At 64.5% G+C, this 17,604-nt stretch carries 16 protein-coding genes, 1 pseudogene and 2 riboswitches; of the genes and pseudogenes, 10 read left to right on the top strand and 7 right to left on the bottom strand.

Annotated elements, in window-relative coordinates; genetic code table 11:
* Positions 1-320: 320 nt before the first annotated feature.
* Positions 321-377 (bottom strand): annotated as a pseudogene (locus N7E70_RS11175) (hypothetical protein); the annotation flags it as partial.
* Between the two features lie 238 nt (positions 378-615).
* On the opposite strand from N7E70_RS11175, the gene N7E70_RS11170 reads away from it, so the two are divergent.
* Positions 616-2,628, top strand: a complete 2,013-nt coding sequence (locus tag N7E70_RS11170) for a bifunctional metallophosphatase/5'-nucleotidase (RefSeq protein ID WP_263006380.1) — start codon at positions 616-618, stop codon at positions 2,626-2,628.
* Positions 2,629-2,753: 125 nt separating this feature from the next.
* Here N7E70_RS11170 and N7E70_RS11165 read toward each other — a convergent pair whose 3' ends face one another.
* Complete coding sequence (locus tag N7E70_RS11165; RefSeq protein WP_331461938.1) at positions 2,754-3,875, bottom strand: acyl-CoA dehydrogenase family protein; 1,122 nt, start codon at positions 3,873-3,875, stop codon at positions 2,754-2,756.
* A 217-nt stretch (positions 3,876-4,092) separates the two neighbouring features.
* On the opposite strand from N7E70_RS11165, the gene N7E70_RS11160 reads away from it, so the two are divergent.
* Entirely contained in the window at positions 4,093-4,785 is a 693-nt protein-coding gene (locus N7E70_RS11160) for a winged helix-turn-helix transcriptional regulator (protein WP_067959258.1), read from the top strand.
* On the opposite strand, the gene N7E70_RS11155 is transcribed toward N7E70_RS11160, so the two are convergent.
* The 3 genes from N7E70_RS11155 to N7E70_RS11145 form a co-directional block, all read right to left on the bottom strand.
* Positions 4,782-5,252, bottom strand: coding sequence for a GFA family protein (locus N7E70_RS11155; protein WP_192315040.1), 471 nt, complete (start codon positions 5,250-5,252; stop codon positions 4,782-4,784). The genes N7E70_RS11160 and N7E70_RS11155 overlap by 4 nt on opposite strands.
* Positions 5,253-5,396: 144 nt before the next feature.
* Positions 5,397-5,870 (bottom strand): 6,7-dimethyl-8-ribityllumazine synthase, encoded by a 474-nt coding sequence (locus N7E70_RS11150; protein WP_263006378.1) that lies wholly within the window; start codon positions 5,868-5,870, stop codon positions 5,397-5,399.
* A gap of 76 nt (positions 5,871-5,946) precedes the next feature.
* Positions 5,947-6,093, bottom strand: a riboswitch (FMN riboswitch).
* Between the two features lie 58 nt (positions 6,094-6,151).
* Positions 6,152-6,706, bottom strand: a complete 555-nt coding sequence (locus N7E70_RS11145; RefSeq protein ID WP_263006377.1) for a sugar O-acetyltransferase — start codon at positions 6,704-6,706, stop codon at positions 6,152-6,154.
* Positions 6,707-6,856: 150 nt separating this feature from the next.
* Here N7E70_RS11145 and N7E70_RS11140 point away from each other — a divergent pair, with 150 nt between their 5' ends.
* Positions 6,857-7,318 (top strand): DUF4126 domain-containing protein, encoded by a 462-nt coding sequence (locus N7E70_RS11140; RefSeq protein WP_263006376.1) that lies wholly within the window; start codon positions 6,857-6,859, stop codon positions 7,316-7,318.
* Positions 7,315-8,697, top strand: coding sequence for an FAD-containing oxidoreductase (locus N7E70_RS11135; RefSeq protein ID WP_263006375.1), 1,383 nt, complete (start codon positions 7,315-7,317; stop codon positions 8,695-8,697). The genes N7E70_RS11140 and N7E70_RS11135 overlap by 4 nt, the downstream gene beginning before the upstream one ends.
* A 43-nt stretch (positions 8,698-8,740) precedes the next feature.
* Here the strand turns inward: N7E70_RS11135 and N7E70_RS11130 are convergent, their stop codons facing one another.
* Both N7E70_RS11130 and N7E70_RS11125 read right to left on the bottom strand, forming a co-directional pair.
* Positions 8,741-9,508 carry an isocitrate lyase/PEP mutase family protein gene (locus N7E70_RS11130; protein WP_263006374.1) on the bottom strand — a complete coding sequence of 256 codons (768 nt, stop codon included), beginning with the start codon at positions 9,506-9,508 and terminating at the stop codon, positions 8,741-8,743.
* 200 nt (positions 9,509-9,708) lie between these two features.
* Positions 9,709-10,161, bottom strand: coding sequence for a MarR family winged helix-turn-helix transcriptional regulator (locus N7E70_RS11125; RefSeq protein ID WP_067959237.1), 453 nt, complete (start codon positions 10,159-10,161; stop codon positions 9,709-9,711).
* 179 nt (positions 10,162-10,340) lie between these two features.
* Between N7E70_RS11125 and N7E70_RS11120 the strand changes: the two genes are divergently transcribed.
* The 6 genes from N7E70_RS11120 to N7E70_RS11095 all read left to right on the top strand — a co-directional run bounded on the left by N7E70_RS11120 (position 10,341) and on the right by N7E70_RS11095 (position 17,551).
* Positions 10,341-12,770: a membrane-bound PQQ-dependent dehydrogenase, glucose/quinate/shikimate family gene (locus tag N7E70_RS11120; protein ID WP_263006373.1), complete on the top strand. Its 2,430-nt coding sequence runs from the start codon at positions 10,341-10,343 to the stop codon at positions 12,768-12,770.
* Positions 12,771-12,871: 101 nt separating this feature from the next.
* The gene (locus tag N7E70_RS11115) at positions 12,872-13,042 is read left to right on the top strand and encodes a hypothetical protein (RefSeq protein WP_183194950.1); all 171 of its coding nucleotides are present in this window, start codon (positions 12,872-12,874) and stop codon (positions 13,040-13,042) included.
* A gap of 133 nt (positions 13,043-13,175) precedes the next feature.
* Entirely contained in the window at positions 13,176-14,342 is a 1,167-nt protein-coding gene (locus N7E70_RS11110) for an MFS transporter (RefSeq protein WP_263006372.1), read from the top strand.
* A gap of 52 nt (positions 14,343-14,394) precedes the next feature.
* A riboswitch (cobalamin riboswitch) is annotated at positions 14,395-14,604 on the top strand.
* A 108-nt stretch (positions 14,605-14,712) separates the two neighbouring features.
* Positions 14,713-15,528 carry an ABC transporter ATP-binding protein gene (locus N7E70_RS11105; RefSeq protein WP_263006371.1) on the top strand — a complete coding sequence of 272 codons (816 nt, stop codon included), beginning with the start codon at positions 14,713-14,715 and terminating at the stop codon, positions 15,526-15,528.
* A 16-nt stretch (positions 15,529-15,544) separates the two neighbouring features.
* On the top strand, positions 15,545-16,489 hold the full coding sequence (locus N7E70_RS11100; protein ID WP_263006370.1) for an ABC transporter substrate-binding protein: 945 nt from the start codon (positions 15,545-15,547) through the stop codon (positions 16,487-16,489).
* A gap of 54 nt (positions 16,490-16,543) precedes the next feature.
* Positions 16,544-17,551 (top strand): FecCD family ABC transporter permease, encoded by a 1,008-nt coding sequence (locus N7E70_RS11095; protein ID WP_263006369.1) that lies wholly within the window; start codon positions 16,544-16,546, stop codon positions 17,549-17,551.
* The last annotated feature ends 53 nt before the right edge of the window (positions 17,552-17,604 follow it).

Here is a 17,604-nt window from a genome sequence, read left to right as displayed (position 1 = left end):
CTCAAGTTCCGTCTGCTTTTCGGAAAAGCCCTTTTACAGTTCGGCATGTTTCATCGCGCGATCTCCTTCGAGTTTGGCGATCGTGCGGTCGATCGTCCTGACAAGCTGGCGGTAGCGGCTTGCCTCGGCCTCCATCCGCCGGCGCTGCTGCCTGACCGGGCGCATCGAGGATGGCAGCGATCTCGCCGAGCGGAATGCCGAGTTCGCGGTGGATGAGCACCTGCTGCAGCCGCAGCAGTTGTTCTTCGCCATAGCTGCGATAGCCGTTCGCGCCGACAAAAAACGGGCTTGAGCAGACCGATGTCGTGATAATGGCGCAGCGTCCGGACCGTCACGCCAGCAAGCCGCGCCAGTTCACCCACAGCATATGCCGTCATCCGACCATGTCTCCGCAGGACCGGATGAGTAGTCCCTCACGTCGCGTGAGGGTCAAGCGAGAGAAAGACGCTGCCACGCATACGGAACCTGGCTGCACCATCCCCGATCTTGTCGTTGCGGCACGCAGTGCAGGAAACCTGTTAGTTCCCAGGAGCTTCATCGCACTGTCATGTGGTCACTCTAGGCCTGCCCGCCATGAGTCCACGCATGTCGCGTGGGACCAGCAAGGAAGACTACATGACTACGCATAAAGGCAGCCTTTCGCGACGTTCGATGCTGAAAGGCGGCGCAGCGCTGGCTGCTACAGCAGCCATATCTCCCTACATCGTTTTCCGCGCGCAAGCAGCGCCTGCGGCTGGTGAACTTGCCATGATCGCCGCGACGCCGAATTCGAACGGCGCCTTTGAAAAGCTCTACCTGCTCAAGGGCGACCCGCTGGCCGGGCCGATCAAGGCGATCGTGACCGAAACGGGCGCGGCCGTCCCCATGTCAGGGCTGGAAATGGGCGAACGCCGCTTGCTGCGGCTGATGCATTTCAACGACTTGCACAACCACATCACCGAAATGCACGCGAAGAAGGGCGACACCCACGTCTTCTCGCAGATGGTCAAGCAGGTGAAGGACGCACGCGCCAACGCCGTCGCCGACGAGGTGGTGCTGTTTGTTTCCGGTGGCGACGATCACACCGGATCGATCTTCGACGAACTGCTTGGATGGTCGCCGGACGAGTTCATCGCCGACGCCGGATACCGCGTCTATTCCGCCGGCGGCGTGGATGTCGCGGTGCTCGGCAATCATGAATTCGACCGTGGCGCTGCCGTGCTGAAGAAGGGCATCGAGACCGATGCCAGCTTCCCGCTGCTGTCGGCAAACGTGCATGGTTCCTCGGACTTGAAGCGTGACGAAGACTACTTCGCCGCCGTGATCGGCGAGGCGAAGGGACTGCGAATCGGTTTCGTCGGCCTGACCACATCCGTCGACACGCGCGTCGGCCAGCCCGCCGACCCGAAGCTTGCGGTCGCCAGCCCCCTCGAAGCTGTGCGCAACGTGCTGCCGGCGGTGGCGTCGGTCGCCGACATCGTGGTTGTGCTGTCGCACTGCGGTTATGGCGGCGACCAGCACAAGAGCGGCAAGGCGGGCACCGCCCGCACCGTCGGCGAAGGCGACTTCGCCATCGCCCAGGCCATCGCCCCTCTGACGGACAAGCCGATCGTCATCATCGGCGCCCATACCCACACCAAGCTCAACGCCGAGGGTATCGACACCGACAATGTTGTCGAAGGCGTGCTGATCACGCAGGCGCAGGCCCATGGCGCCTATCTCGGCGAGATCGCCATATCGATCCGCAGCGACAACGGCCGTAAGGGCTGGTTCACTTCGGTCGGCCTGCGTCCCACCAAGGCGCGCGACCAGCGCGTCAAGGCTGGCGAGGCCGGCTACGAGACCTTCGAACAGGAAGCGGACTACGACGTCGATTTCGAACAGACGCATGTGGCGCCGCTGATCAAGGCGCTCGACATGAGGCTGAACGAAGTCATCGGCCAGGTTCCGGACGACACGCTCGTTTCGAACGAACGCACCTTCGCCGATCGTTATGTTGGCGAGACCGCGCTTGCCAATTTCATGAACGACGCGCTGGTCAGGCGTTCGGAGGATTTCCCCGGCGGCCGCATCGACGTGGCGTTGTTCAACGCTTCGGGCATCACCTCGGGTCTGCCACAGGGACCGCTCAGCTTCCGCCAGTGGTATGATGTCATGCCTTATGCCGACGGCGTGCACGTGGCCACGATGACCGGCGCCCAGATCCGCGACATGCTCCAGAGCAACGCCAAGCGTGTGCTGCGGCCGGAAGAAGTGAGCAAGGTCGACACTTCAGCCTTCGTTTCGCGCGGCTTCCTGCATTTCTCTTCCGCCCTGCGCTACACGATCAAGCTGAACGCATCTGCCATCGAGGCCACGGCGACGGCCATCACGATCGCGGGCAAGCCGATCGAGGACGTCCTCGATCGGCAGTTCAAGGTTGCGTTCAACACCTACGTCGCGCTGGGCGGTTTTGGCGAAACCTGGAACGGCAAGCCGATCGGCGGCGAAGTGCCCGGCCAGATCCCAAGCATGGACCTCAGGGGCTTGCCGTTCGATCACACCGGCATGGTCTACCGCAACGAGGTCGTGGCACTCATTCGCGAGGCAAGGACCGTTGGCCCGGACATGGGTCTGACACTGGATCAGCGGGTGCGGATCGAAGCCTAACCATAGCCGGAACCGACTTCGCGGGAATATGCACGTGTGCAGATGTACCGCATTGCGAAAGGCTCGAACACTACATATCAGCCGCCGCGACTGGTCGCGACGGCTGATTGTCTTGGGAGTTATGTTCAGAAGATCGTGTCGACCGGAAGCCCAAGCGCCATAGCCCCGGCATATTGCGCCTGCGGGCCGGATTGAAGTGGGTGGAAGCGCGCGGCCTGCATGTCGCGGAAGCGGCGTTCAAGGCCCTTGTCGCGGTAGAAGGACGAGCCGCCGGCAAGTTCCATTGCCAGTTCAACGGCTTCGAGCCCATGGCTGGCGACCAGCGCACGGCCGATCATCACCTCATTGACGCTTTCCGCCGACGGGCGGTTGCGCCCGACCTCCTCGATCATCGAACGATGCGCCATCCGGGCGGCGCGCAGGGCGGTGTCCATGCGGCCGGCAAGGTTGAGTACGGTCTCGCTGGCCGGCTTCTTCCTGGCGATCTCGACAGCAATGTCGCGGGCGCTCTCGGCTATGCCAAGATAGACGGCGTAGATCAGCGGGAAGGCAATTGTGGCGATGATCTGGAACACCGGATGCCAGTGGCCCGCCGCGCGCGAAAAGGCGACCGACGCATCGGGCACGAACAGCCCGTCGATGACGACGTCGTTCGAGCCGGTGCCGCGCATGCCGAGCGTGCGCCAGTTGTCCATCACGCGAACCTCGGGCGCCCGCATCGGCACGCCGAAATGGATCACCTTTTCGCTGCCGTCGTCGGCACAGGTGATCGCCCCGGTCATCAATATGTCGCCGGCGGCAGCACCTGAGGTGAAGACCTTGCGCGCCGTGATGCGGTAGCCGCCCTCGACCTTCTCGGCCTTGCCTGAACCACCGATCCAGTCGGACCCGCCTGACGACAGCAGGATCAGGTTTTCGGCAGCGACGCGCTTGAGCAGCGGTTCGACGGCAGCGACCTTCTGGTGGCGCCAGCGCCAGGCGGGGATGGCCACCTGATGCGTGTGCATGGCAAAGGCGAGCGCTGTCGAGCCGCAAGCCCGCGCCATGATACGCAGCATTTCCGCAAGCTCGGCGATGTCGGCACCGCCGCCGCCCAGTTCGAGCGGCACGCCAGCGCTGGTGAGGCCGGCCTTCTTAAAGAGCGCATAATTGTCGGCGACGAAGATGTCGCCCTCGTCAAACTGCCGCGCCCGCTCGGACAGGGCTGGAACCAGGTCGTTAGCCGCAGCGACCACATCGATCGGCATTGCACCAGTCACGCCGGCACGTGCCAGCGCAGCGTTATCAAGACTTCTCATCAAGTCGTCTCCTGTTGACCGGCAGGTCAGAGCCAAGGATCGCGCCAAGGGCCGCCCCGGTCCAGTTCAGGAAGTGAATCGCCGGCCGAGCCGATCGTCCCTATGGGCTAGGTGCGAGCATGCTGCTTTTGCGCTATAAGGCCGGGTCTCCTGCGAATGGTGCGAGATGAGCGATCGCGGCGGTTACGGCCAGTTTTGCCCGGTTTCGATGGCGTCGGAAGTGCTGTGCACCCGCTGGACAACGCTGGTCGTGCGCGAAATGCTGATGGGATCGAGCCGTTTCAACGATCTGCGCCGCGGCGTGCCACGCATGTCACCGGCTCTGCTGTCCAAGCGGCTGAAGGAACTTGAGCGCGCTGGCGTGATCCAGACCGAGCGTGGCGGCGCGGGCAGCGTCGAATACCGGCTGACCGAGGCCGGAGAGGATTTGCGGCCGATCATTCTCGGCCTTGGCGACTGGGGCCATCGCTGGGTGGAATCCCAGCTAACCCTCAGGAATCTCGACCCTTCGCTCCTGATGTGGGACATGCGCCGCAACCTCAACCCGCAGCCCCTGCCGCCAAAACGCTGCACGATTCACTTTCTGTACCCCGAAGTGGCGAAAGCGCAGCAAAATTGGTGGCTGGTGGTCGCCGACGGGACAGTCGACCTTTGCAATTCCGACCCCGGCTTCGACATCGACCTCGAGGTCAGGGGATCCCTGCGCAGCATGACATCGGTTTGGATGGGCCTGTCCAAACTCAACCAAGAACTCGATTCCGGTCGGTTGGAGCTCGATGGCGATGACAAGATCGCCCACGCCATGCAGGCCTGGCTCGGCCTGAGTAGCTTCGCGCCGCTGGCGCGCCGGGCACCTTAGGTCTCGCCCGCTTCCGCCCAGGCGAGATACTCGTGCAACAACGGCTCAAGCTCCTCCATTTCGGGGAATTCGTCGAAGCTCCTGACAGCCCCCGTCGCGGCGAAGGGCATTTTCGTCCTGGTATAGGTTTCCATGAAGGGCCGGAACCACGTGGCATCCTCCAGCATGGTCGGACGCACATTGACGAACCAGTCGACACCGGCAACACGGGTGAACATCCACGTCTTGCAATGGTCGCAGAACTGGTGGTGCAACTGCTCCCCATGTGCTCCCCCGACAACGGTTTCGCCCTGGGTGACGGCAAAGCCGTCTGCCGGAACCATCGCCGTCAGCGAATAGGCCGAGGACGACATCTTCTGGCAGCCGGGACAATGGCAGGCCGCGGTGCAGATCGGCGCTTTTGACACCTCGATCTCGACGCGGCCGCAGCGGCACGCCCCCTTGAGTGGCAGTGGAATGGACGACATGTCAGCCCCCTTGCATGATGCTTTGCGCATCCTGCAACCGCAGCGTTCCGAAGCATAGGGCCAGCTTCTGGCTTCCGGTGCGACGTGCCATCGCAGGGGCCATCGGCCCTCCCCTGAGAGGAGGGCCGGGTCGGTGCGATCACTTCAGGCGGCGACCAGGGCGCGTGCCTTGAGCAGTTCGACGCAGGCGTTGGCGGCTTCCTTGCCCTTGACCTTGAAGTGGTCGAAGAAGAAGCGGTGATGCTCGGCGCTGTCGTGGTAATTGTGCGGGGTGAGCACCGCCGACAGCACCGGAACGCCTGTCTGAAGCTGCACATTCATCATGCCGTCGAGCACGGCATGCGCCACGAAGTCGTGGCGGTAGATGCCGCCATTGACGACAAAGGCGGTGCCGAGGATCGCCTGGTAGCGGCCGGTCTCGGCCAACGTCTTGGCAAACAGCGGGATCTCGTAGGCGCCGGGCACGTCATAGACATCGACTGCGAAGCAGCCGTCCGACAGCGTCTCGATCTCGGAGCTGAAGGCTTTCACGCATTCGTCGACGATGTCGGCATGCCAGCGCGCACGGATCACGGCGACGCGGGTTGTATCGAAGTCTTTCGGGGATTGCTGATTCATGGGTCCATCCTTCCGTTTCGAACCAGAATCAGGACGCACGAGACGGAATCCCGGCGGCTTGCGCCTCCGCTTTCCCGTTCGTTCTCTTCCATCCGGACTATGACCGTCGGCTCCGGAGTTGCACCGGATCTGCTGACCCTCCCGTTACCGGAAAGCGCTCGCGGGCTTGGGTTCGAAAACCCTTACCGCCGGTGGGGACTTTCACCCCGCCCTGAGAACATTAACGCCTCACGATATGGCGGCGCGCAGGGGCGCTGTCAATGACAGGAATAATAGTTTCTCTATCCAAAAATCAGCCGTGCCGGATTGCCGACGACGGTCGCGCCGGCCGCAACTCTTTTCGTCACCACCGAGCCGGCACCGACGATAGCGTCGTCGCCAATCTCAATGCCGCCCAGCAAGATGGCGCTGCCGCCGATCCAGACATTGCGGCCGATGGTGACCGGCCGGCCAATCTCCAGGCCGGCGCGACGCTGGACCGGGTCCTTGTGGTGCTCGGGGCAATAGATCTGTACGCCGGGGCCGAACATCGTGCCCGCGCCGATGCTGACGGTTGCCGTGTCGAGGATGGTGCAGCCGGCATTGAGGAACACGCCCTCGCCCAGATGAATGTTGAAACCGTAGGCGCAGTGGAACGGCGCTTCGATGCGAGCGCCCTCACCCGCCGAGCCGAGCAACGTTCGTAGCCGGGGCGCGATATCGCCGCGCTCCACGGGCCGTAGCGAGCGGTGCTCGAAGACGGCGTCGGCCGCCACTGCGCGGAGTGCGTCGAGTTCGGCATCGACGCAGTTGTACCAGGCGCCGGCCGCCATCTTTTCGCGTTCGCTCTGAGCCATTTCAAATGTCCTTCCTGCTTGTCCAGCCAAACCACAGAACCGGCCATGCTGCAAAGGTCGAAGCCTCGCGGCTCTGGCGAAACCAGATGGCTGTGCTAGCCTGCTGACAAAGTGCACTTCTGGACCAGACACATCCACGGGGGACGAAGGATGATCTACCTGCTCGCGCTTCTCATCGGCATTGTTGCCGGCCTCAGGGCCATGACCGCGCCGGCGGCAGTCGCCTGGGGCGCCTGGCTCGGCTGGCTGCCGCTGGCCGGCACCTGGGCTGGCTTCGTGGGCCACTGGATAGCGGTCGCCATATTCACCGTGCTGGCCATTGTCGAATTGGTCACCGATCAGTTGCCGTCGACACCTAGCCGCAAGGTGCCGGTGCAATTTGGCACCCGCATCGTCATGGGCGCGCTGACCGGCGCCGTCATCGGCACCGCTGGCGGCATCGTTGTTGGCGGGCTGGCTGCCGGCATCATCGGCGCGATCCTCGGCACGCTCGGCGGCGCGGAGATCAGAGGCCGTCTCGCGGCTTCCTTCGGCAACGACTTGCCGGCGGCATTGATCGAGGATGCCGTGGCGATACTCGGCGCCCTGCTGGTCGTGAGCATGGTCGTATGAGCGTGGCGCAGAAATTCGACGCCATCATCATCGGCTGCGGCCAGGCCGGGCCGCCGCTGGCCGGACGGCTGACGGCAGCGGGTCAGACTGTGGCGCTGATCGAACGCAAGCTTGTCGGCGGCACCTGTGTCAACACCGGCTGCAAGCCGACCAAGACGATGGTCGCCAGCGCCTATGCCGCCCATCTCGCCCGCACCGGCGCCGACTATGGCGTGTCGACCAGCGAAGTCTCGGTCGATATGCAGGCCGTGAAGGCGCGCAAGGATAAGGTAACCGTCGATTCCCGCGCCGGCCTCGAAAGCTGGATCGCCGGCATGAAGGACTGCACGCTGTTTCGCGGCCATGCCCATTTCGAAGGGCCGCATGAGGTGCGTGTCGGCAACGAACTGCTCCATGGCGAGCGCATCTTCATCAATGTCGGCGGCCGCGCCAACATTCCGGACATGCCCGGCGTCAACGACATCGAATATTTGACCAACACATCGATGATGGAGGTGGATTTCCTGCCCCGCCATCTCGTGGTCGTCGGCGGCAGCTATATCGGGCTGGAATTCGCCCAGATGTTCCGCCGCTTCGGCGCGCAAGTGACCGTGGTGGAAAAGGGCCCGCGGCTGATCTCGCGCGAGGACGAGGATGTCTCGGAGGCAGTGAGGGGCATACTCGAACATGAAGGCATCGCCCTCAGGCTGAACGCCGAATGCATCAGCTTTGCCCGGCATCCCGACGGCGTGACCGTCGGCGTCGACTGCACCTCAGGCGACCGTGCCGTAACGGGCAGCCACGTGCTGCTTGCCATCGGCCGCAAGCCCAACACCGACGATCTCGGCCTCGACAGAGCGGGCGTGGCCACCGACAAGCGCGGCTACATCGAGGTCGACGACCAGCTCAGGACCAACGTCCCGCACATCTGGGCGATGGGCGACTGCAACGGCAAGGGCGCCTTCACCCACACCGCCTACAATGATTTCGAGATCGTCGCCGCCAACCTGCTCGACAACGACCCGCGCAAGGTTTCGGACCGCATCGAGGCCTATGCGCTCTATGTCGACCCGCCGCTCGGCCGCGCCGGCATGACGGAGACGGCAGCGCGCAAGAGCGGCCGCAAGGTGCTGGCAGGCCAAAGGCCGATGACGCGCGTCGGCCGCGCCGTCGAAAAGGGCGAGACGCAAGGCTTCATGAAGATCCTTGTCGATGCCGACACCAGGCAGATCCTCGGCGCCTCGGTGCTGGGCACTGGCGGCGACGAGACGATCCATGCCGTACTCGGCCTGATGTATGCCAGGGCGCCGATCGAGACGCTGCAGCGCGCGGTACACATTCATCCGACGGTGTCGGAGCTTCTGCCGACGATTGCCATCGAGCTGAAGCCGCTGGCATAGGGTCGGCCCATCCCAGCAACGGGATGGGCCTGTTCCGGTTGGCTTACTCGAAGGCCGCGCGCGCCTTGGCCTCCAGCCATTCCGCCATCTGTCGGTACGGCACCGGGCCATAGCTGATGCGGCCGACGCCAAGCTCGGCCAGCTTCGCCTTTGGCGGCACATGAGCGAGCGCGATGATGTTGACCGGCAGCGAGACCGCCTTGCAGAGCTTGCCGATCAGCGCCTCATTGCCGAGGCCCGGCGCGAAGAAGCCATGCGCGCCCGCCTTGGCGTAGGCTTCTGCGCGTTCGATCGCGGCATCGACAAGCGCGTCGCTGTGTTCGTCAGGCTTGGCTTTCAGGAAGATGTCGGTGCGGGCGTTGATGAAGGCGGGGATGCCTGACGCCTTGACGGCGTCGGCCGCCGCGGCGATGCGCTTCACCTGGACAGCGATGTCGTGCAGGCCGCTGCCGCCGACGATCTGGTCTTCGAAGTTGAAGCCGATGACCCCTTCCGCCAGCGCCCGCGTCACTGTCGCTGCGACAGCCTCGGGCTCGACGCCATAGCCGCCCTCGAGGTCCATCGTGACCGGCAGGTCCGTGGCGGCGACGATGCGGCGGATGTTGTAGAGCGCCAGGTCGAGCGGAATCTTTTCGCCATCGGCGAAACCGAAGGCAGCAGCAACCGGCCAGCTGCCTGTCGCAATCGCCTTGGCACCGGCCTTGGCGACGATGGCCGCACTGCCGGGATCCCAGATGTTATAGAGCACCACTGGGTCGCCCTTCACATGCAGGGCATGGAAGGCCTGGGCCTTGTCGATCTGGCTGGTCATGGAATTCTGCCTCTTGGGATGACTGAAGGTCTGGAACCTAGCAGCGTGACGCTGCTTGGCCATAGCGCAGAATGCGGTAAGTGAGTTGCCAGCGACAGGGGTAATCACCGTTGCGTGGGTCGGACCGTCGCGGCGTTGCCATGCCATGACCGGCGAACAACGGTTACGGCCCAGATAGATGAACCCTTCCACCCCTACCCTCAGCTGTCCGGATCCGCTGCCAGCAGCCGCTGTTCAAGACGCACAAGCACACCGAGCGCGACCTTAAGTTCCGCGGCGTCCTCGTCGGCCAGAAGCTCGGTGCGCAGGCGTTCGAGGATCAACTCGATCTCCTCGACGCGGCTGCGGCCGGCATCGGTCAGGGACAGAATCTTGGCACGGCGGTCACCGGGATCGCCGCTGCGGGTGATCAGGCCGTCGGCTGCAAGCAGATCAACGATGCGCACCAGAGACGGACCTTCGAAACCGAGATGGTCGGCGATCACGCCCTGGCGGATATTGTCGCCCAGCCGCGACAGCGTCAGCAACGGCATGGCGGTGGCATGCGACAGGCCGCAGTCGTCGAGCGCGCTGTCCGCCGCGTGGCGCCAAAGCCGGGCGACGGAGAGCAGGCTCCGGCCGAAACCGGCGCGGTCGGATGCGTCATTGGACATTCGAGAAAGATAACATATTATCTATTAGGATGCGATGAGATTGTCGGCCGGAACACGGTCGCGACGTCTGTGCGGAGGTAGAGGCGAGGAGTTCTCCGCAGAGCGCCGGCATGACGATCGCGTCCGAAACCGCCCGCCCGGGCGGCTGATTTTCGGTTCAATCTTCGCGAGACATCGACATGGCAGAACAACAGACACCCAGAGACAGCGGCGGCTGGCTTCTGGTTCTATTCGGCCTGCTCTTGGTCGTCATCGGGGCACCGCTCGTCTATGGCGGCGTCCAGCTGATCGGCCTGGGCGGATCCTGGTATTACGCGCTCGCCGGTCTCTGCGTCATCGCCTCCGGCATTCTCTACGTCATGCGCCGCAGGGCGGGCCTCTGGCTCTACGGCTTGGTGTTTTTGGCAACGATTGCCTGGGCGCTCTGGGAAACGGGCCTTGAGTTCTGGCCGCTGGTGCCGCGCCTCGTAGCACCTGCAGTGATCGCCATCCCGGCGCTGTTGCTCGCCCCGCTCTTCCCGACGCGCACCGGCAAACGGGCTCCGTTCGCGCTTGCCGGCCTGCTGGTCGCGGCACTTGTCGCTACCGCCTTCTACGGCTTCACCCCACATGGCATCATCAGCAATACGCTCGCCTCTGCCGAGCCCAAGCCGAGCGTTCCTCCGGCAGCCGCCAGCGCCACCGACTGGCGCCACTATGGCCGCACCCCGGCAGGTACACGCTATGCCCCGATCGACCAGATCAACCGCGACAATGTCGACAAGCTCGAGGTTGCCTGGACGTTCCAATCGGGCGATATCCCCTCAGGGACCGCGCAGGACCAGAACACGCCGCTCTTCGTCAACGACACGCTCTACACCTGCTCGCCCAACAACATCGTCCATGCGCTGAACCCGGATACGGGCGAAGTGAAGTGGAAATTCGACCCGAAAGCCAAGTCGCCGCTGTGGCAGCGTTGCCGTGGCGTCAGCTATTACGAGCCGGCTTCGGCACCGAGCGAGGCCAATGCAGCCTCCGCCGACCCGCTGGCACCCGCAAGCGTCGTAGCGTCGACGCCCGACATGCCCGCTGCGGCGGCATCCTGCGCCGCCCGCATCGTCATGACCACCATCGACGCCCGCCTGATCCAGCTCGATGCCAAGACCGGCGAGCTGTGCCAGGATTTCGGCAATGGCGGCATCGTCGACCTCAAAAGCGGCATGGGCGAGATCAAGGACGGTTTCTACTTCCAGACCTCCGCCCCCACCGTGGCGCGTGACCTGATCATGGTCGGCGGCTGGGTGTGGGACAATGTCGAGACAGGTGAACCCTCCGGCGCCGTACGCGCCTTCAACGCCCTCACCGGCGAACTGGTCTGGGCCTGGGATCTCGGCAACCCCGCCATCACCAAGCTGCCGCCGGAAGGCGAAAGCTACACCCGCGGCACGCCCAATGTCTGGTCGACACCGGCCTATGACGAGGCCCTTGGCCTTGTCTACCTGCCGACCGGCAACGCCACGCCCGACTTCTTTGGCGCACATCGCTCGAAGGCCGCCGAGGACTATACCGCCTCGGTCGTCGCCCTCGACATTGCAACCGGCCGCGAACGCTGGAAGTTCCAGACCGTGCATCACGACATCTGGGACTACGACGTTCCCGCCCAGCCGGCGCTCTACGACGTGCCGGATGGCAAGGGCGGCACGGTTCCGGCGCTGATCCAGATCACCAAGCGCGGGCAGATCTTCATGCTCGACCGCCGCGACGGCAAGCCGATCGCCGAGGTCGAGGAGCGCGCCGTTCCGCAGACCGGCGGCGTGCCGGAGGACTTCCTGTCGCCGACTCAGCCCTATTCGGTCGGCATGCCGGCGATCGGTGCGGAGCCGTTCGCCGAGGCCAAGATGTGGGGTGCGACGCCTTACGACCAGCTCTACTGCCGCATCGAGTTCAAGAAGATGCGCTACGAGGGCGAATTCACGCCTCCCGGCCTGACGCGTTCGATCATCTTTCCAGGCTACTATGGCGGCATGAACTGGGGCAGTGCGGCGATCGACGAGGCCCGGGGGTTGCTGATCGTCAACGACATCCGCATGCCGCAGTTCGCCCAGCTGATGCCGCGCGAGGAGACCGACAATTATGGCGGCTCGGCAGCCCATGACGGCCTGTCGCAGCAGAAGGGCACGCCCTATGGCGCGCTGAAGAACGGCTTCATGTCGCCGCTCGGCGTTCCCTGTCACCAGCCGCCTTATGGCACCTTCACCGGCATCGACCTCAAGACCCGCCAGATCGCCTGGCAGGTTCCGGCGGGCACGCTGCAGGATACCGGTCCGCTTGGCATGAAAACCGGCCTGCAGATCCCGATCGGCATGCCGACGCTGGGCGGTCCGATCGCGACGTCAGGCGGCCTCGTCTTCTACGCCGGCACGCAGGACTATTATCTGCGTGCACTCGACGTGGAGACGGGCAATGAGTTGTGGAAGGGCCGGCTGCCTGTCGGCGCCCAGTCTACGCCAATGACCTTCGTCTCGCATGAGAGCGGAACGCAATATGTGGTCATCTCGGCCGGCGGGGCGCGCCAGTCGCCTGACCGCGGCGACTACATCGTCGCCTACAGGCTGCCCAGGCAGAACTGAGTCTGGGCGCATCGACATCGGAAGGGGCGCCTCGGGCGCCCTTTTCATTTCTGGCCGGCAAGGGCGGTACCCGTGCGACGAACGGGTACCCGCCAGTAGCCGTGCTCGCCCAGCGCAGCGTGCCCCCCGGCCTGCGCGTCATCGGCGAAGCCGAGGGCCTGCCGCCGCTGCCCGAGATGGAAATCGGCATATTGCGCAACCCGCAGGCCGCCAATTCGGCAGTCGACCGGCTCTACGAATTTCTCCGACGCGACCTCACCCAGCAATCCTGATCGTCTCAGCTAGCGCCTTGCGCACTTCTCCTATGCGCCAGGTGCATTGCTGCAATGCGGCAACGTCGCTTGTGCCGCGCCGGACATGAGGAAATTGTGCATCTAAATCGTTTCAGCTCCCCTGAGTCCGCCCATGCCCTTGCCGATCCTCGCTCTGGCCGTTGCATCCTTTTGCATCGGCACCACCGAATTCGTGATCATGGGGCTGTTGCCGGAGGTCGCCGCCGACCTCGGCGTGTCGATCCCGGCCGCCGGTCTTCTGGTCACCGGCTACGCGCTCGGCGTCGTCGTCGGCGCCCCGATCATCGCGGTGGGCACAGCGAAACTGCCGCGCAAACCGGTGCTGATCGGGCTCGCCATGATGTTCGTCTTCGGCAACCTGCTCTGCGCCATCGCCCCCACTTACTGGACGCTGATGATCGCCCGCGTCATCACCGCCTTTGGTCACGGCGCCTTCTTCGGCATCGGCTCGGTGGTGGCGGCAAGCCTGGTCCCAACCAACAAGCGCGCCAGCGCAATTGCGTTGATGTTTGCCGGCCTGACATTGGCGAACATCCTCGGCGTTCCCGGCGGCACGGCACTCGGCGAAGCCTATGGCTGGCGCGCCACCTTCTTTGCCGTCGTCGTCATCGGCCTGCTCTCGGTGGCGGCCATAGCCTGGCTGGTCCCTGCGGGCGTCGCCCCTCCCGGCAAGGGCGGGGTATCAGGCGAGGTCAAGGTGCTGGGCAAGCTCCAGGTATGGCTCGCCATGATCATCTCGGCGCTCGCCTCGGGCAGCCTGTTTGCCGTCTTCACCTACATCAAGCCGATCCTGACCGACGTCAGCGGCCTCTCGGTTGAATCGGTCACTTGGGCGCTTTTGCTGTTCGGCGGCGGCATGACCATCGGCAACATCATCGGCGGCAAGCTGGCCGACTGGAAGCTGATGCCCACAGCCATCGGCGCGCTGGTGGTGATGGCGGCGATCCACGTCGCCTTCGCCGAACTCAGCTCTTCGGCGCCAGCGGCTATCCTGCTCGTCTTCATGTGGGGCGTCATCACCTTCGTCATCGTGCCGCCGATGCAGATGCGCGTCGTCGAAACCGCTTCGGAGGCACCGAACCTCGCGGCCACCCTCAACCAGGGCGCCTTCAACGCCGGCAACGCCGCCGGCGCCTGGGCCGGTGGTGCTGCGATTTCGATGGGCGTGAGCTATGCCGACCTGCCCTTCGTCGGCGCGGCCATCGCACTGTCTGCCTTCGGCGTCGCGCTCATTTCCTTCGCGCTCGACCGGCGTGACGCAATTCAGCAGCCGGCATGACGCTTTAGCGCCCGGCATGACGCTTTAGCGATTGTCAGCAACCCGTCGCTGCTGTAGCCACGACAGCGATGGTTCCTGCTATCCGGTTCGGGCAGCAGGTTAAATGGGAACACGGTGAGACGTCCCCGACGCGAAACCGTGGCTGCCCCCGCAACTGTGAGCGGATAGCAATTCGGAAACATGCCACTGGCCGAAAGGCCGGGAAGGCTCCGAGGAGCGATCACCCGCAAGCCAGGAGACCTGCCATCATCCGATTAACTCAACCGGCCGGGGTGTGCCGCGGAGATGATGATGGTTGCGACTGCCTTCTTCGGTACCGGCGCGCTTTCCGGATCGTTCTGCTGCCTCCGCCCGACCGCGGAGACAGGGCATGCTCGATCGCGTCCACGCCGCTAGCCGCCTTGTAGGCACCACCCCGGCACTGCTCGAACTCGATGGCGTCAGCTGGGGCCCTCGTGTTTCGCAGCCGATCCTCGAGCCGATCAGCCTTGCGGTTGCGCCGGGCGAGTTGCTCGCCATCGTCGGCCCCAACGGCGCCGGCAAGTCGAGCCTGCTGCGCTGCCTCTACCGCTACCACAAGCCGACTTCGGGCACTGTCCGCCTCGACGGCACCGACATCTGGAAGATGAAGCCGCGCGACTGCGCCCGCCGTATCGCGACCGTGCTTCAGGAAAGCGCCTCGGACTTCGGCCTGACCGTCGCAGAAATCATCGAGTTGGGCCTGACCCCGCATGTCACGAGTTTCGGCACCAGCGACCGCGACTACGACCAAGTCGAGGCAGCCCTTGCCCTGCTCGGCCTGACCGCACTCGCTGCGCGCGACCTCTGCTCGCTGTCGGGCGGCGAAAAGCAGCGCGTGATGATCGCCCGGGCATTGATGCAGCGACCCGACCTTCTGATCCTCGACGAACCGACCAACCACCTCGACATCCGCCACCAGCTCGAAGTGCTGGAGCTGCTCGGCAATCTCGGCTGCACCGTGATCGTTTCCCTGCACGATTTGGCGCTCGCCTCGGCCCATGCCGACCGCGTGCTTGTCATGGACGGAGGCCGCGCCATTGCCTGCGGCGCGCCCGCCGACATCCTGACGCCCGATCGCATACGTGACAGCTTTTCCGTCGGAGCGACCCTCGACGACCATCCCGTCACCGGTCGTCCACGCTTTTCCTTCCACCTCGAACGCTGAACATCAAGGAGCCTCCATGCGCCTGCCCATCATCGCCGCCGCCCTGCTCGCTACCTGCGCAACAGCTATGGCCAGCGGCTTCCCCGTCACCGTCAAGAGCTGCAACCGCGACGTCACCTTCGAGGCCGCGCCCAAGCGCGCCGTCTCGCACGACGTCAACCTGACCGAGATGATGCTGGCGCTCGGCCTCACCGACCACATGGCCGGCTATTCCGGCATCTCCGGCTGGAAGACGCTGAGCGAGGATTTGCGCAAGGGCGTCGGCGAACTGCCCGAACTCGCCCCACAATACGTCAGCAAGGAAGTGCTGCTCGGCGCCGACACCGACCTGTTCTTCGCCGGCTGGAACTACGGCATGAAGGTCGGCGGCGACGTCACTCCGGATACGCTCGCGCCCTTCAAGATCGCTGTCTACGAGCTGACCGAAAGCTGCATCCACATCATGAAGAAGGACAAGTCGTCGCTTCAGGACATGTATGCCGACCTGCTCAATCTCGGCGCCATTTTTGGTGTGCGCGAGAAGGCGGAGGTCCTGGTGGCAGGCTATGAGAAGGAACTCGCCGACTTCCAGGGCGAGCTGCCCAAGCTCGACAAGCCGGTCAACGTGTTCATCTACGATTCCGGCGAGCAGAAGCCGTTTACCGCCGGACGATACGCCATGCCGACCGCCATTATCGAGGCAGCCGGCGGCAAGAACATCGTCGACGACGTCGAGTCGAGCTGGGTCGAGATCGGCTGGGAGCCGGTCATCGAGCGCAATCCCGACATGGTGGTGATCGTCAACTACGGTGAGGTAACTGCCGAGCAGAAGATCGACTACATGCGCACCAACCCGGCCTTCAAGGACATCGAGGCAGTGAAGAACAACCGCTTCTTCGTGCTCGAATACAACGAGGCGACGCCGGGACCGCGCAACATTGCGGCGATCAAGCGGCTGGCCGCCGCGATGCGGGCCGACTGAGCCGTGTCGCATCGCCACCTCGTCACAGGGCCAAGACACGTCCTGATCCACGCCATGCCGGCCCTGATACCGGGGCTGGCCGTGGTGCTTGTGATAGGCATGATCATTGCCGTCGGCGTCGGCCCGGTGGCGATCCCACTGGAAACGGTGTGGGGCGTCATTGCCAACAAGCTGATACCGGGAAGCGTCGAGGCGGTCTGGTCGAGCGGACGCGAGAATATCGTCTGGGACGTGCGCGCGCCGCGCGTCATCCTGGGCGCCATCGTCGGCGCCTCGCTGGCGCTGGTGGGGGGAGCCCTGCAGTCGGTGACACGCAATCCGCTCGCCGATCCGCATCTGCTCGGCATTTCGTCGGGCGCGGCCTTCGGCGCGATCATGGCGCTGATCCATGCCGGCATGGTGCTCGGCACAGTCACCGTACCGGTCTTCGCCTTTGCCGGCGCGCTGGCGGCAACCGCACTGGTGCTTGCCATCGCCAACCTGGCGCGGGCGCAGACGGCCGGCCAGCTGATCCTTGCCGGCGTGGCGGTGAGCTTCATCATCTCGGCCGCAGGCAACCTCTTGATCTTCATCGGCGACCCCAAGGCTGCCCATGTCGCGATCTTCTGGATGCTTGGCGGGCTCGGGCTGGCGCAATGGAGCCATCTGCCCTATCCGCTGGCAGCCCTTGTCCTGTGCGGCGTCTGGCTGATGACGCAGACCCGCAACCTCAACGCCATGACGTTGGGCGACGAAAGCGCAACCGCACTCGGCATCCCGGCGCAGCGCTTCCGGCTCAAGGCCTTCGTCGCCTGCGCGCTGCTGACCGGCTGTGCGGTTGCCTACTCCGGCGTCATCGCCTTTGTCGGCCTGATGATCCCGCACATCGTGCGCTTCTTCGTCGGTGGCGACTATCGCCGCGTGCTGCCGCTGTCGGCGCTGGTCGGCGCCATCTTCCTGATCGCCGCCGACATGGCCGCACGCACGGTCGTGCCGCCGCAGGACATGCCGCTCGGCATCGTCACCGGGCTGATCGGCGGCATTGCTTTCGTCATCCTGATGCGGCGACGGACAACAAAGTGAGGGTCAGTTGGTAATGCAATGCAAGACGACGCAAATCCGGTTGCGTGGCCCCG

This window comes from Aminobacter sp. NyZ550, from assembly GCF_025628925.2.
In the GTDB taxonomy this organism is placed as follows: domain Bacteria; phylum Pseudomonadota; class Alphaproteobacteria; order Rhizobiales; family Rhizobiaceae; genus Aminobacter; species Aminobacter ciceronei.
This window is presented reverse-complemented; position numbering and strand designations above follow the sequence as displayed.